Consider the following 15,527-nt stretch of genomic DNA (forward strand, 5'->3'; position numbering starts at 1 on the left):
GTGTTACTCCTCTGTCACGTGACCATGTTTCACGTGGAACATCTTCTTATTATTTACCTCAGTCGAGAGCGTAAACTGCGCTTTATCGATTGCGGTAATGAAAATTTGTGTATCCGTTTTTAATAGTCGTTTGACGAAAATATCTCTATGAGCTTGGTCCAACTCAGCACCGATATCGTCCAACAAAAATACGCCTTTTTGATCACCGCTCTTCTGCAAATACTGGGTTTGCGCAAGCTGCAATGCGGCAACCAACATTCGAAGCTGACCACGAGATAAAATGTCAAATGCCGACTGGCCGTGTGTCTTTACCTTGAAATCGCCTTTATGTGGGCCTAGGCTGGTGTGACCAAACTTTATATCTTGTTCTAGCTTTGCACTGAGTTGTTCTTTTAGATGCAACTCCGTATCCCACCCGCTATGATACGATATTTCGAATGAAAACTCAGGTAAAAATTCTGCTACAAGGTCATCGAATTGGCTTTTTATGGCCTTAACACTTCGTTGGCGTAGCTCGTCTAACTTAACTCCTACCATAGCAAGCTGCTCTGTCCAATACCCGATTTGCGTGCTTGGTTCACCTCTGTGGTACGAGACCTGTTTCAGTAGCGCGTTTCGCTGACGCAACACGCGATGATAAGTCCTAGCAATTGCATCAAAAGATGGTTCCACGTGAAACAATCCCCAATCGATAAACTTTCGCCTTGCCGACGGCGAGCCAATGAGATGATCTATGCTTTGTGGTGTGAATACTTGTACCGGCAGAAGTGAAACAATGTCAGAGACCCGCTTTGAGCGCTCACCGTCAATACTGCAAATAAACTCATCTCTAGTGGAGCGACTAAGCCCGACTTTCTTGACGACGCCGGAATCAGCATAACAACGCGCGAAAATATGAAATTCAACGTGGCTTTCTTGAATGGCAAGCTTTGGTTTAGCCGTACGAAACGAACGACCGTAGCCCAAAAAATGAATAGCCTCTAATATCGAAGACTTTCCACTACCATTGTCACCATAAATGAGGTTAAGGGTAGTGGAAGGTTCGATATTCAGAGCATGTAAATTACGAAAATGACTAACCTGGAGGAGCTCCAGTTTCATGGGCGCACTACAATCGCATTGGCATAATGACGTACTGAGCAGCACTATTGTCGTCAGATTCGATCAATGCGCTGGAATTGCTGTCAGACAATGAGATTTGTAAGCTTTCAGACTTTAGTGCATTCATAACATCAATCAAATAGGCGACGTTGAAGCCAATTTCTAAGTCTTCACCAGAATAGTCTACATCAACAATTTCTTCGGCTTCTTCCTGTTCAGGGTTGTTGGCGGTAATCTTTAGCTCGCCACTAGCCAGATTCAAACGAACCCCTTTAAACTTTTCATTGGATAAGATAGCCGCTCGCGAAAAAGCATGCTTCAGTGTCTCTTTATCCGACTTCACTACCTTATTGCACTCTTTCGGTAACACGCGACGATAATCAGGGAAACGACCATCAACCAATTTACTGGTAAAGATAAAGTCGGCGCTAAAAACACGAATATGATTAGAGCCAATCTGTATTTTTACTGCCTTGTCATCGTCTTCAATCAATCGAGAAATTTCGAGCACGCCTTTTCGAGGAATAATGACCTGCCGTGCCGGTAATGACAAACCCTCTAGCTCAAGCTTACATAACGCCAGGCGATGACCGTCTGTGGCAACGGATCGCACAACAGCACCGTCTGTCTCCAACGACATGCCATTCAAATAGTAACGAACATCCTGCTGAGCCATCGAGAAAGCCGTACTTTCGATAAGTCGCTTCAAATCTGAGCGGACCACCTCAAACTCAGTTTCGCCTTCCCAGTCTTCCAGATTCGGATAATCATTAGCAGATAAAGTGCTTAATGAATACCGCCCTCTGCCACTGCGAATAATTGCTTTATTGCCTTCTACCTCAAAAACAATATCATTACCATCATTGAGACCGCGCACGATATCCAACAATTTCTTTGCAGGAACGGTGGTCTCACCTTCTGTGCATTCACCTTCCAATGAAACGCTTGATATTAATTCAACCTCTAAATCAGTACCGGTAAGCCAAAGTGCGTCTTCACTCACTTTGATCAGTACATTCGATAGGATGGGTAATGTGTGGCGGCGCTCAACAGCACCGACTACCAACTGCAAAGGCTGCAGGAATTTTTCTCGGCTAATCTTGAATTTCATCGATCCACTTACTCGCTTTTGACTTTAGGAAGACAGCGTTCTGATTAAGTTTTTATAGTCCTCTTTTATATCATGACTTTCTTCTCTTAGCTGCTCTATTTTTCTGCAAGCGTGAAGTACCGTGGTATGGTCCCGGCCTCCAAAGGCATTACCTATTTCCGGCAAACTTCGGTTAGTCAGTTCTTTAGCCAATGCCATTGCGAGTTGCCTTGGCCGAGCAATACTACGACTGCGCCGCTTTGACAACATGTCTGACACTTTAACCTTGTAGTAATCTGCTACCGTTTTCTGAATATTCTCAATGGTCACGAGTTTGTCTTGCAGCGATAGCAGATCACGCAACGCATCTTTAACAAAATCAATGGTGATAGGACGCCCAGTAAAGTTGGCATTGGCTATCACTCGATTAAGCGCACCCTCAAGTTCACGAACATTCGACCTTAGCCGCTTTGCAATAAAAAACGCGACTTCATTCGGCATGCTGATGTTATTTTGCGATGCCTTTTTCATCAAGATCGCGACGCGAGTTTCTAGCTCAGGGGGCTCAATAGCGATGGTCAACCCCCAACCGAAACGAGACTTAAGTCGATCTTCCACCCCCGCAATTTCCTTCGGATATCTGTCGGACGTGAGGATTATCTGCTGGTTGCCCTCGAGTAGCGCATTGAAGGTGTGAAAAAACTCTTCCTGTGAACGGTCTTTGTTGGCAAAAAACTGAATGTCATCAATAAGCAGTGCATCAACAGAACGATAAAAGCGCTTAAAATCTTCGATAGCGTTGTTCTGCAACGCCTTCACCATATCTTGCACGAAGCGTTCAGAATGCATATAGACGATTTTTGCGTTGGGTTTGCCAGCGAGGATGCCGTGACCTACCGCATGCAGAAGGTGAGTTTTACCCAATCCAGTGCCGCCATAGATAAACAGCGGGTTGTAGGCTTTGCCCGGATTATCTGCGACCTGAGAGGCGGCAGCACGCGCAAGCTGATTCGACTTACCTTCAACGAAACTATCAAATTTGTAACCTGGATTCAGGTTGTTTTTATGAGAAACACCGGCCGGAATAGGCGTTACGCGAGCTGGCGTTTGTTGTGGCGGCGTTAATAGTGACGCTTCGTCCGTTTTTACGGGTGCACGTGTCACTTGATTATTGAGCTGCCCAGATTGCTGCTCGCCCGGTGGCTCATCGTGTGCCTCGGTGCGTTTCACACTCGCCGGAGGGTTGAATGTCGTTGGTCGACGTGATTGCACATCTAACTTCAGCGACGGTGGATTCGAATCACTAAATTCGCTCAGAAGCGCAGAGATCACGTCGCGATATTTATCACGAACCCAATCAAGTATGAAATGGTTCTGGGCGTATAAGGTCAATATGTCGCCGTCGAGATCGCACTGCAATGGCCTTATCCACATACTAAACTCTTGTGACGGCAACTCCTGCTTGAGACGATCGAGACATTGAGACCAAATATCCATGTATTAAAACCTATAACCCATTGTTTATTTTATGATTTTGTGAATATCATTCACCTGAGTGCTGTATTGCTGGTACGCTGTAACATCAATTCGAAAGTTAGTTTTGGGTTAACTTTCACTGCGAAAAAAAGCGAGCTGTGAATTATCTCTTGTCTCAATTTTAATGTAAATGCAGATTGCGATCTAATCGCTGACCCTCGATTAAAATAACAATATCATACTGTTTTTATTGGTAATTATTATAATTTACCAATTAGCGAAACAAACCACACAGATCCACGGAGTGGCGAAAAGATCAATGCTTTTGATAGGTGATATTGTTATAACTGTGGATAAATTAAGTATTTCGGATTATTTACTCACACAGTGAGCTAATTTTATACGCTGATAATGTATTCTAATTGATGAAACCGCCGACTTGGGCACATTGTCTGTCTAAAACGGCTAACATCCTCAATTAAATCTATATTCTATTTGACATGAAGCCACGAGATCTCTAGAATTCAGCGTCCTTTTGAGGCGAGGTATTTATGCTTTCGCATCAAGTGTATTGTTAACCCCTAAATGATGAGACTCTGGCGATGAAAAGAACTTTTCAACCGAGCAATCTGAAGCGTAAGCGTTCACACGGTTTCCGCGCTCGCATGGCGACAAAAAATGGTCGTAAAGTGCTTGCTAACCGCCGTGCAAAAGGTCGTGCTCGTCTTTCAGCATAAGCTCTAATAGTACAGTGGGCGGGTGCCAATTTACTCGGGAGTTACGTTTGTTAACTCCCTCCCACTTTACTTTCGTTTTTGATGACGCTATTCCAACCAGCTCTTCGCAATTCACACTTCTCGCAAGACACAATCAGTACAATCATCCGCGGCTCGGTATCACTATCGCTAAGAAGCGTGTGCGTAAAGCGCATGACAGAAATAGGCTAAAGAGGATCCTGCGTGAAAGTTTTCGATTACATCAGCACCAATTACCAAATGTTGATATAGTCATTATCGGCAAGTCAAATGCCGATAAATTAACCAACCCTGAACTCTTTGCCCTATTGGATAAGCTATGGAAAAAACTCGCAAAACGCTGCGCAGTGTAATCATTGCCTTACCCGTTGCATTGATCCGCTGCTATCAAAAACTACTATCGCCTTTAATTGGGCAAAGTTGCCGCTTTCATCCAACTTGTTCTTTTTATGCGATAGAAGCGCTAAAAAGCCACGGTTTGTTGATTGGCGGTTGGTTATCCGTAAAACGCATATTAAAATGCCACCCATTACACTCGGGCGGGTTTGACCCTGTTCCTTCAACATCTACTAAAATTAAGCACAAATAAGAGACTATTATGGAATCGCAACGCAGCTTTCTGATCATTGGCCTCGCCTTAGTCAGTTTTTTACTCTGGCAACAATGGCAGAAAGATTACGGCCCGCAACCGGTACAATATGCTGAATCGTCGAACGCAAATTCATCTGTCGATGCGCAACCGAATTCTGTACCGAGCGCCACAAACGCCAGTGCAGTGCCCACAGATGTAGCATTGGAAAGCGTTGAAGATGTACCGGTTGCCCAGAATCAGGCAGCCCCAATTCCGGCACAGTCAAATCGTTTTGTCACCATTTCAACTGACACCCTCACCCTAACCTTAGATTTGATTGGCGGTGATATCGTAGTGGCTGATTTGGTCAAATTTCCGGTGACTCAGGGCTCAGATGACTCTTATAGCTTATTACGCGCAGACAGCGCTTCTCTGTATGTCGCGCAAAGTGGATTGGTTGGTGCCAGTGGCCCTGATGCCAATCCTCAGGGTCGCCCACTTTATTCTGCACAGGCAGACAACTATACGCTAACGGGCGACACGTTAAGCGTCCCGCTTACATGGTCAAACGAAGCGGGACTTTCGGTCACCAAAACATTCACTTTTCAGCGCGGGTCGCATGAAGTGGATGTCAGCTATACCATCAATAACAATGCCAGTGAAACGGCGCAAATACAGCAATATGCCCAGCTAAAACAAACGTTAACGCAGCCAGATGGCAACATGTTTATGCCGACTTACCGGGGCGCAGCGTATTCCACCCAGGACACACGATACGAGAAATTCAGTTTCGATGATTTTGAAGACGAAAACTTACGCAAAGCCACTGTCGGTGGCTGGGTTGGCATGTTGGAACATTACTTTGTGTCAGCGTGGGTGCCTCCACAGGAACAGACCAATACCATTTACTCGCGTATTTTGAATAATCAATACGCCATTATTGGCTACACCACGCCTCCGGTAATGATCAACAGTGGCGAAACGCAAACCGTTTCAAGCACGCTCTACATGGGGCCGAAGGATCAAGATGTGCTTGCAAATATCGCCCGCGGACTAGACCTGACTGTTGAATACGGGATCCTCTGGTGGATATCTCAACCGCTGTTTTCCTTATTGCAGTTTTTACATAGCCTAGTTGGCAACTGGGGTGTAGCAATCATCCTGATCACCATTATTGTTAAAGGCGCAATGTACTGGTTAACAAAGAAACAGTACGAGTCCTTCGCTAAACTGCGGGTCCTGGCGCCTAAAATGACGCAACTGAAAGAGCGCTATGGCGATGATCGGCAAAAAATGTCACAGGCAATGATGGAGTTGTATAAGAAGGAAAAGGTCAATCCGATGGGAGGCTGTTTCCCGCTGTTGCTACAGATGCCGATTTTCTTGGCACTTTACTGGGTACTGTTGGAAAGTGTTGAATTACGTCATGCCGACTTTGTGCTGTGGATCACTGATTTATCCGTTAAAGACCCCTACTTTGTCCTACCGGTTTTGACAGGAGCAAGCATGTACTTTTTGCAAAAGCTCAACCCGACGACGATTCAGGATCCGATGCAACAAAAAATCATGCAGTGGATGCCGGTCGCAATGAGTATTTTCTTCCTGTGGTTCCCTGCCGGTTTGGTGCTTTACTGGTTGGTGAGTAACTTGATCACCTTAGTTCAGGCGAAACTAATTTATCGTTCAATGGAAAAGCGCGGGATTAAAACGCATTAACTAGAACATTTAATAATGAGGAGTGGCTGATGCCGTCATTTGATATCGTCTCTGAAATCGATATGGTCGATGTTAAAAATGCGACCGACAACGCTAACCGAGAACTGGATACCCGGTTTGATTTTCGCGGTGTAGAAGCCAGCTTTAAATCAACGGATGAGGGTGTTTTAATGGTCGCTGAAGCTGAATTTCAGCTTCAGCAAATGGATTCTATGTTGCGTAACGCGTGCAGCAAACGTGGCATGGATACCGCGTGTATGGAAGCTAAATCAGCCGATGCGAGCGGTAAAACGGTACGTCAGTTGATGAGTTTTAAACAAGGCATTGACCAACCCACCGCCAAGAAGATTGTCAAGTTGATTAAAGACGCCAAGCTGAAGGTGCAAGCGTCAATTCAAGGCGAGCAAGTTCGTGTCACTGGTAAGAAGCGTGACGATCTTCAAGAAGCCATGGCATTGGTGAAATCAGCAGGTTTAGGCCAACCATTCCAATTTACCAATTTCCGCGACTAGCGCATTACAGCGATGACGTTTGAACAAACCGACACCATTGTGGCGCAAGCGTCTGCAGCAGGCAAAGGCGGTGTCGGGATTGTGCGCGTTTCAGGACCTGGTGCAACAACCGTTGCCACTAAAGTGTTAGGCCAATGCCCTCCCCCGCGCACTGCCACATACTTACCCTTTAGGGATGAGCATGGCGAAGCGATTGATCAGGGCATCGCCTTGTTTTTCCAAGGGCCGCACTCATTCACAGGCGAAGATGTACTTGAACTGCAAGGGCACGGTGGTCAAGTTGTTATCGACATGTTGCTCAGTGAAATATTACGCATAGATAACATTCGCGTAGCTAAACCTGGCGAATTCAGTGAGCGCGCTTTTTTAAACGATAAGTTGGACTTGGCGCAAGCAGAAGCAATTGCTGATCTTATAGACGCAAGTTCTCAACAGGCGGCGCGTAGCGCCATGCGCAGTCTGCAAGGCGAATTTTCACAGCAAATTCATGCAGTGGTTGAGCAAGTTATCCAGCTGCGCATGTACGTTGAGGCGGCGATTGATTTTCCAGAAGAAGAAATTGATTTTTTAAGCGACGGTAAAGTGGCTGGTGATCTAGCCAGCATTGTATCAACCTTGTCCGAAATACGTCATCGTGCCCAACAGGGTTCTCTGCTCAGAGAGGGTATGCAAGTTGTGATTGCGGGCAAGCCCAACGCAGGAAAATCGAGCCTGCTGAATGCTCTGGCTGGTCGAGATGCGGCAATTGTGACGGATGTTGCCGGTACCACACGGGATGTATTGAAAGAACACATTCATATTGATGGAATGCCGCTGCACATTATTGATACGGCAGGTCTACGCGATAGTGATGATAAGGTTGAGCAAATAGGCATTGAGCGTGCCTGGAATGAAATACGCAATGCCGATCAGGTGCTTATTGTCGTTGATGCCGCAGAAACGCCAGAACTTGATCCCTACCAGACCTGGCCAGATTTTATGCATCAGCTTCCTGACGAAGTAGGCGTGACTCTGGTCAGAAATAAACAAGATCTTGTCACTGAAGACCATTGTATTGAGGTGATTTCAACGCAACGCGGAGAAATTCCTATTTTCCGCATTGCAGCTAGCCAGCGTGTTGGAATTGAAGCGTTAGCCGAACATTTAAAACAATGTATGGGCTACGCAAGCCAGACAGACGGCCAGTTCATCGCCCGGCGACGTCACCTAACAGCATTAAATGCCGCGAACGAACACATTTTAAGTGGTCAAACCCAATTACTTGAACATGCTGCTGGTGAAATACTCGCCGAAGACCTACGTATTGCACAAAACCATCTTAACGAAATAACCGGTGAGTTTAGTTCCGATGATTTACTGGGGCGGATTTTTTCCTCATTCTGTATTGGCAAATAGTGCCTTGGTTAGAAGTAGTAACGCACGAGTACCTTGAATTCGCCCCGAACCACGTCACCATTTCTGAAGTGTAAAGCACCCCATTGAGATGATGCCAAACTATCAACACAGACAAGTAGTAGCGGAAAAAGCAGATATCTTTGCATATTCATCGCGCTTAGCACGCGTTACAATAACCTTATAGCGCTAAAACATAGCGGTTTATGAGGCAATTTTAAACAGGATATATCAATACGTTATGGCGAATGTGCAGATTATTGTTGGTAGCGTTCTCGGTGCAAGCGAGTATGTCGCTGACGCCTTGGCTGAGAAGCTCCGCGAATGCCAACACGAGGTTGACATTCATCTTGAACCGGACGCCAATGAGATTGCTCGTCACGATCACTGGATAATTTGCAGTTCAACCCACGGTGCCGGTGATTTCCCCGACAATATTCAGCGGTTTGCAACGCAACTGAATCAACTCAAACTCGACCCATTGCCTTTCTGCGTCATTGCACTCGGTGACAGTAGCTACGACACCTTTTGCGAAGCGGGCAATAAACTGCATCAGTTAATGTTAAAGAGCGGCGCAAAACCACAAACCGATGTGTTCGAGATAGACGTATTGCAGCATCCCATTCCAGAAGATGTAGCGGTAGAATGGTTAGCGCAACATCATCCATTGATGGTTGATAAAAATCCATGAACGACGCGGAATACAGCGCTTTGCTACAGCCTATAAGTAACGCGGCGCGAGTACTCTATGTATTGGGGCTAAGGCCTAATGCGCACAAAACGACGGGTGCAAGTGAGCCGCTCAATTATAAAGCCCTGATGTCATTACTCAGTGATGGCACGACGGAATTCACATTAGGACGGCATATCAATCGCTGTTTGAAAGAACTGGCAGATATTGGTTTGATAAGTCTGCCAGACAATCTGGACATAGAAAAAAGCTTAAATAAGCAACACGTTGTGCTGCCTTTAGTTGCTGTACCCACCAAGCCGTTTCAGGATCTTCACGGACATAAAGATTCAATGCACTCCACATGGCAGCCTTGCAGTGAGCTTGCGAAAGAATTGGCTCAACTCACTGGGTTAATCGATACCCAGTACACCTCAGAAGACGTTGGCGAGTTTGTTGCCTATTGGTTAGGCAGACCCGACACCCTACTGACCCAATTTCAATGGACACAAAAATTTATTAGCTTTCTGAAGATGCGCCGCTCAGCACGCAGCGGTTCGACGAAAAAACAAGTAGGCAGCCAGCTGACGAGCCCAACCTCAGGGATTGAAGCAGACGAAAATGCACGTAAGCTAGTGGAAAAATATGCAACAAAGCAGTAGTCTTTGCGTTCCCACTGACCATCGATGTGAACTGTTGTGAAATCGCTTAATGATCGAATCGCCACGCTAGCCCGCACACTCGGCAAATCTGCTCCTAATCAGTCAGGTTCGAGCGACGCCGATACAACGGTGCTTAATTATCAAACAGTGCGTCAGGAATACGAAAAACTTGCTAATCAAGAAGTTTCGGCTCTTCAACAGGTTTCCCGGCAGCAACGTATTGAACAAATTTATGGGCGTTCTGATCTTAATCCTCGCTGGACATTCGACACACTGGAGCAAGATAGCGAAGATGTTGTTGAAGCGGTAAGCATTGCACAATCATTTATTGCGGCGCACGCTGATCCCAATTGGCGAAAGAACAGCTCGCATATGATGATTTTCTACGGTGATTATGGACGCGGAAAATCACATATTGCGGGTGCGATTGCGCATCAATTAATTTCAAAGTATGAAACAACGGTACTGTACCGTCAGCTGTCCAGCTTGCTGGAAATGCGCTTTTTCTCTTATGATTATTCTGCGAAAGACAATATCGGCGAGCAATTTCGAGAAATACAAAATGAGCTACTCAATGTCGATTTGCTCATCCTAGACGAAGTATGCGTGAACGAAACCATGCTTAAAAAAAATACCCAGAGCTGGCTTGGCAATCTTCTGCGACAACGGCTTGTTGATCATAAAAACTGCATATTGATTACCAACCACAATCTGAATGAACTTGAGCTCGCGTTAGGTCGTTATTGCTTCGAATCGATCAAAGAGTACGACACTTATAAAGTAAAATTCAGCGGCCCCAGTCGCCGTAAGTCAATCACACCAACACTTCCAGAAGAAAGTAGCGTAAATACCTACCAACCGAATCAAATGTAATTCGATTGATTTAAACCTTTTATGGTTTGGTCGCGACTCACTGTATAACAACCTAAACAGTGAGCGACAAACAATGCTAAAAAAATCCCCACTTTTACTCGTAACGACAACCGTGGTTGCGCTTAGCGTTTCAACCATAATTCTTGCTAACGAAACCATAGAGCGCGAATTTACTGTCGATGCTCAGGGCACACTATTGCTTAAAACTGATACGGGTAAAATCATTATCAATACCCATAGTCAGAACACAATTGTTGCCAGCGTAGACATCGAGGGGCCCTCTGCAGATGATTTTGAAGTCACTTTTGAAGAAAAAGATAAGGGACTACAGATTGTTGGCGAGCGCGAAGGTGATTGGAGCGGTAACAACCGTGTGAGTGTTTCGTACTCCCTAACCTTACCAGAAAACTACGATGTCGACTTGTTCACGTCGGGTGGTGCGATTCGGATTGACGATCTGAACGGCAATGTGGATGCCAAAACATCAGGCGGTTCTATTGGGTTAAACGATATTGTTGGTGATGTTGATATACACACATCGGGCGGCTCAATCAGCGTGGATAATGTTGAAGGCGACATAGATGCTCACACTTCAGGGGGCAGCATTAAAGTCTCATTTCAACGGGAACTGGCGCACGACGTTGACTTCTCCACATCAGGCGGATCGATTAAAGCTTACTTACCCAAGGGAACAGCATTTGATGTTGATGCGTCAACCTCTGGCGGATACGTAAAAACCGATTTCACAGTTGACGGAAAAGTCACAAAACGCGCAATCGAAGGGCAAGTGAATGGCGGTGGAAAGGAGCTGACCTTAAAAACTAGCGGTGGTGGGATCAAAGTGATCCAACGGTAAAACGATCATCATTTGATCACAGGTTATTGTCACTTAACCACAGTTTGTACAAAGGATCTTAACAGCTGTGGATAAGATCGGACATAAGATGTGATCTACTACGGATCAAGCTGTGACCTAATTTGATGAATTTTTGAGCTGTGGATAAAGCGATCATTTATACACAGGTTCGATCGCAGCTTAAGGTGATTTGATCACACTTAACTTTTTTCGTAAAACATTGAAATAAATAGCATTAATTCAGTTAACCACAGAGTTAGTGCTGCTTAATAATAGTAATAATAAACTAATAGAATAAAAGCTATATCTATTAGGGATCCCGATCACCTGTTTTCACCACACGATCCTGTCACTTGAAAAATGATCGACATCGGCCAATCTTTAAACAATAAACATTTGTTTAATGTTGAGGTTCAGATAGAATATGCGCCCGATTTTATTTGCTTAGTTTTTCAATGAAGCCCGCAGGGTTTCGAGGTGTAAAACGTGTTTTATCAACAATCCTTTGATGTGATCGTCGTTGGTGGTGGCCACGCAGGCGCTGAGGCTGGCCTCGCCGCTGCCCGCATGGGTGCCAATACATTGCTGATCACACATAACCTTGAGACCTTGGGGCAGATGTCATGTAACCCAGCGATCGGGGGGATCGGCAAAGGTCATTTAGTCAAAGAGATCGATGCATTAGGCGGGGCCATGGCGATCGCGGCTGATAAGGCAGGTATTCAGTTTCGAACTTTGAACAGCAGCAAAGGGCCAGCGGTCAGAGCAACGCGTGCGCAAGCAGATAGATCGCTGTACCGAACGGCAATGCGCAACATTCTAGAACACCAACCCAATTTGACGTTGTTTCAGCAATCCTGTGATGACTTGATCGTTGAAAATGATCGTGTGTGTGGTGTGGTAACGCAAATGGGCCTGAAATTTAAAGCACCTACCGTCGTGTTGACCGTGGGCACTTTCCTCGGCGGTACCATCCATATCGGCTTGGAAAATTTTCAGGGAGGCAGAGCGGGAGATCCGCCGGCAAATGCGCTGGCTCAACGCCTTCGTGCATTACCTTTTCGGGTAGACCGTTTAAAAACCGGTACGCCTGCTCGGCTGGATGCACGTAGCCTGAATTTTTCAGTCATGCAAGCTCAACCCGGTGATACACCGCTGCCGGTTTTTTCATTTATGGGGAATGTTAGCGACCATCCTCGCCAAATTCCGTGTTACATCACACATACGAATGAAAAAACTCACGATATAATCCGTGGCGGTTTGGACAGGTCACCCATGTATACTGGGGTTATTGAAGGGGTTGGCCCACGCTATTGTCCATCCATTGAAGACAAAATTACGCGATTTGCAGACAAAGTGTCCCATCAAATATTTGTTGAACCTGAAGGTCTAAACAGTATTGAAGTGTATCCCAACGGGATCTCGACGAGTTTACCTTTTGATGTTCAAATGGCATTAGTTCGCTCGATTAATGGCTTCGAGAATGCGCATATCATCAGGCCGGGCTATGCGATTGAGTATGATTTCTTTGATCCACGAGACTTAAAACAAACCCTTGAAACCAAGCACATTGGCGGATTGTTCTTTGCCGGCCAAATTAATGGGACAACAGGGTATGAAGAAGCCGGTGCACAAGGTCTTATTGCGGGTGCAAATGCGGCACTGCAAGTGCAGCAAAAAGATCCACTCATTTTACGCCGCGATCAGGCTTACATGGGCGTTTTGATTGACGACTTGGCAACGATGGGCACGAAAGAGCCGTACCGAATGTTCACTAGTCGTGCTGAGTATCGCTTGCTGCTGCGCGAAGATAACGCCGATATTCGACTGACCTCGCTTGGCCGAGATATAGGCTTAGTTGATGATGCGCGCTGGCGCGCTTTCAATCAAAAAATTGAACACATAGAGCAAGAACAACAGCGTTTACGCAATACCTGGGTGCATCCCCAGCACCCTGCTGCAGCTGAATTGAATCGCCTATTTAAAACACCGATGACTAAAGAGCACTCACTGGAAGAACTTATTCGTCGCCCTGAGATGACCTACGCTACGCTGATGCAAATTGATGAATTAGGGCCAGGTTTAACGCACCCGCTGGCGGCTGAACAGGTCGAAATTCAGATCAAATATGCCGGTTATATCAATCGTCAGCTGGATGAAATTGAAAAGACTAAGCGCCATGAAAATACGCTAATCCCTCACGATTTCGATTTCACCCGTGTCTCAGGTTTGAGTAATGAAGTTGTGGCAAAACTGACCGATGCCCGCCCGGAAACCATTGGTAAGGCCTCGCGTATGTCTGGCATCACCCCAGCGGCAATTTCATTGTTGTTGGTGTATTTAAAGAAACAGAGTGCCGTTCGAAAACAACAGCGCGAAACCGCATGACGTTTAGCACCCAGCAGCAAGCCGAGTTTTCTGATTTACTCAAACAGGGTTTAACCAAACTCAGCTTGCCACTCAGCGAAGTTCAGCAAAAACAGCTTCTCGGCTACCTAGCGTTGATGAATAAGTGGAATAAGGCGTATAACCTAACGTCAGTGCGGGAACCCAAGGACATGCTCATTCGACACGTGCTTGATTCATTGTCTGTTGCACAATTTATTCAACCCAAGACCTACATTGACGTTGGCACGGGACCAGGATTACCAGGAATACCGTTAGCGATTGCTTTTCCTGAAGCTCGTTTTTACTGCTTGGACAGTTTAGGCAAACGCGTACGATTTATGAAACAAACCTGCTTTGAATTGGCAATTCAAAACGTGGTTGCGGTGCAATCCAGAGTTGAAGCATACTCACCTCCGGAAAGGCTCGATGGTGTGCTTAGTCGAGCATTTGCGTCACTCAATGATATGGTGAATTGTTGTCGACATTTGATTGACGATACGGCTGAATTTCTTGCATTAAAAGGGCAATACCCGCAAGATGAGCTTAGTGAATTACCCGATGACATTCAGATTGTAAGTACTCACTCACTCGATGTTCCTTTTTTGGTCGGTGAACGAAATCTGATTGTACTGAAAAAACGAGTATAGGAATCCGCTTGGCTAAGGTTATTGCAATCGCTAACCAAAAAGGTGGTGTCGGAAAAACGACCACCGCAGTCAACGTTGCCGCCTCGATGGCTGCGACGAAACGAAAAGTATTGCTGATTGATCTTGATCCGCAAGGCAACGCGACGATGGGCAGTGGCATTGATAAATACGAGGTTGATGCCACCAGCTACGAATTGCTGATTGAAGACAAACCTGTAGACGATGTGATTATCAAAAGCACATCGGGCAAATACGATCTGATTGCGGGTAATGGTGATGTGACTGCCGCAGAGATTAAGCTAATGGAAGTGTTTGCACGTGAATTGCGTTTGAGAAATGCGCTCAAACCGGTGTTAGCGTACTACGATTTTATTTTCATTGACTGTCCGCCATCGTTAAATCAGCTCACCGTTAATGCGCTTGCCGCGGCTGATTCTGTGCTTGTGCCAATGCAATGTGAGTATTATGCATTGGAAGGATTAACGGCTTTGATGGATACTATCCAAAAGCTCGCTTCAGTGGTTAATCCGCAGTTAAAAATTGAAGGCGTATTGCGCACCATGTACGACCCGCGTAATCGTCTAGCCAATGATGTATCGGAACAGTTAAAACGTCACTTTGGCGAACAAGTCTATCGGACCGTGATCCCACGGAATGTCAGGCTTGCTGAGGCACCCAGTTTTGGCGCCCCAGCGATGTATTATGATAAATCATCCACGGGTGCTAAAGCCTATCTGGCCCTTGCGGGCGAAATTTTACGGCGTAGAGATAAAAATAAAATAGCACCAGCAGCGCAAGCAAGTTAAGTGCATTTGAGG

At 45.8% G+C, this 15,527-nt stretch carries 16 protein-coding genes; 13 read left to right on the forward strand and 3 right to left on the reverse strand.

Translation table 11 applies throughout. The features are described 5' to 3' along the window. Window positions 1-3: 3 nt before the first annotated feature. Genes recF through dnaA form a run of 3 tightly spaced genes read right to left on the reverse strand, consistent with a single transcriptional unit; the run spans window position 4 to window position 3,688 of the window. Entirely contained in the window at window positions 4-1,101 is a 1,098-nt protein-coding gene (recF, locus tag KIU71_RS09795) for a DNA replication/repair protein RecF (RefSeq protein WP_214131105.1), read from the reverse strand. Window positions 1,102-1,108: 7 nt separating this feature from the next. Then, entirely contained in the window at window positions 1,109-2,212 is a 1,104-nt protein-coding gene (dnaN, locus tag KIU71_RS09800) for a DNA polymerase III subunit beta (protein ID WP_214131106.1), read from the reverse strand. A gap of 24 nt (window positions 2,213-2,236) precedes the next feature. Next, a complete protein-coding gene (gene dnaA / locus KIU71_RS09805; RefSeq protein WP_214131107.1) occupies window positions 2,237-3,688 on the reverse strand; it encodes a chromosomal replication initiator protein DnaA in 1,452 nt (483 codons plus the stop codon). A gap of 581 nt (window positions 3,689-4,269) precedes the next feature. On the opposite strand from dnaA, the gene rpmH reads away from it, so the two are divergent. From rpmH to KIU71_RS09870, 13 genes are all read left to right on the forward strand, one after another. Beyond that, a complete protein-coding gene (gene rpmH, locus KIU71_RS09810; protein WP_008842504.1) occupies window positions 4,270-4,404 on the forward strand; it encodes a 50S ribosomal protein L34 in 135 nt (44 codons plus the stop codon). Between the two features lie 14 nt (window positions 4,405-4,418). Continuing rightward, window positions 4,419-4,775, forward strand: coding sequence for a ribonuclease P protein component (gene rnpA, locus KIU71_RS09815; RefSeq protein ID WP_214131108.1), 357 nt, complete (start codon window positions 4,419-4,421; stop codon window positions 4,773-4,775). Further along, complete coding sequence (gene yidD / locus KIU71_RS09820) at window positions 4,742-5,011, forward strand: membrane protein insertion efficiency factor YidD (protein WP_214131109.1); 270 nt, start codon at window positions 4,742-4,744, stop codon at window positions 5,009-5,011. The genes rnpA and yidD overlap by 34 nt, the downstream gene beginning before the upstream one ends. A gap of 9 nt (window positions 5,012-5,020) precedes the next feature. Then, window positions 5,021-6,709, forward strand: coding sequence for a membrane protein insertase YidC (yidC, locus tag KIU71_RS09825; RefSeq protein WP_214131110.1), 1,689 nt, complete (start codon window positions 5,021-5,023; stop codon window positions 6,707-6,709). A gap of 29 nt (window positions 6,710-6,738) precedes the next feature. Continuing rightward, a complete protein-coding gene (locus KIU71_RS09830) occupies window positions 6,739-7,221 on the forward strand; it encodes a YajQ family cyclic di-GMP-binding protein (RefSeq protein WP_214131111.1) in 483 nt (160 codons plus the stop codon). A 12-nt stretch (window positions 7,222-7,233) separates the two neighbouring features. Beyond that, entirely contained in the window at window positions 7,234-8,616 is a 1,383-nt protein-coding gene (mnmE, locus tag KIU71_RS09835; RefSeq protein WP_214131112.1) for a tRNA uridine-5-carboxymethylaminomethyl(34) synthesis GTPase MnmE, read from the forward strand. Window positions 8,617-8,854: 238 nt separating this feature from the next. Continuing rightward, entirely contained in the window at window positions 8,855-9,304 is a 450-nt protein-coding gene (gene mioC / locus KIU71_RS09840; RefSeq protein WP_214131113.1) for an FMN-binding protein MioC, read from the forward strand. Then, the gene (locus KIU71_RS09845) at window positions 9,301-9,945 is read left to right on the forward strand and encodes a DnaT-like ssDNA-binding domain-containing protein (protein ID WP_214131114.1); all 645 of its coding nucleotides are present in this window, start codon (window positions 9,301-9,303) and stop codon (window positions 9,943-9,945) included. Before mioC ends, KIU71_RS09845 begins: the two co-directional genes overlap by 4 nt. Before the next feature lie 36 nt (window positions 9,946-9,981). Further along, window positions 9,982-10,818: an ATP-binding protein gene (locus KIU71_RS09850; RefSeq protein WP_214131115.1), complete on the forward strand. Its 837-nt coding sequence runs from the start codon at window positions 9,982-9,984 to the stop codon at window positions 10,816-10,818. A gap of 73 nt (window positions 10,819-10,891) precedes the next feature. Next, the gene (locus KIU71_RS09855; RefSeq protein WP_214131116.1) at window positions 10,892-11,674 is read left to right on the forward strand and encodes a DUF4097 family beta strand repeat-containing protein; all 783 of its coding nucleotides are present in this window, start codon (window positions 10,892-10,894) and stop codon (window positions 11,672-11,674) included. Between the two features lie 486 nt (window positions 11,675-12,160). Next, window positions 12,161-14,062, forward strand: coding sequence for a tRNA uridine-5-carboxymethylaminomethyl(34) synthesis enzyme MnmG (mnmG, locus tag KIU71_RS09860; protein WP_214131117.1), 1,902 nt, complete (start codon window positions 12,161-12,163; stop codon window positions 14,060-14,062). Then, window positions 14,059-14,709: a 16S rRNA (guanine(527)-N(7))-methyltransferase RsmG gene (gene rsmG, locus KIU71_RS09865; RefSeq protein WP_214131118.1), complete on the forward strand. Its 651-nt coding sequence runs from the start codon at window positions 14,059-14,061 to the stop codon at window positions 14,707-14,709. Before mnmG ends, rsmG begins: the two co-directional genes overlap by 4 nt. A gap of 8 nt (window positions 14,710-14,717) precedes the next feature. Further along, window positions 14,718-15,515 carry a ParA family protein gene (locus KIU71_RS09870; protein ID WP_214131119.1) on the forward strand — a complete coding sequence of 266 codons (798 nt, stop codon included), beginning with the start codon at window positions 14,718-14,720 and terminating at the stop codon, window positions 15,513-15,515. The last annotated feature ends 12 nt before the right edge of the window (window positions 15,516-15,527 follow it).

The sequence above is a fragment of the Alteromonas oceanisediminis genome (assembly GCF_018474025.1).
Lineage (GTDB): Bacteria > Pseudomonadota > Gammaproteobacteria > Enterobacterales > Alteromonadaceae > Alteromonas_E > Alteromonas_E oceanisediminis.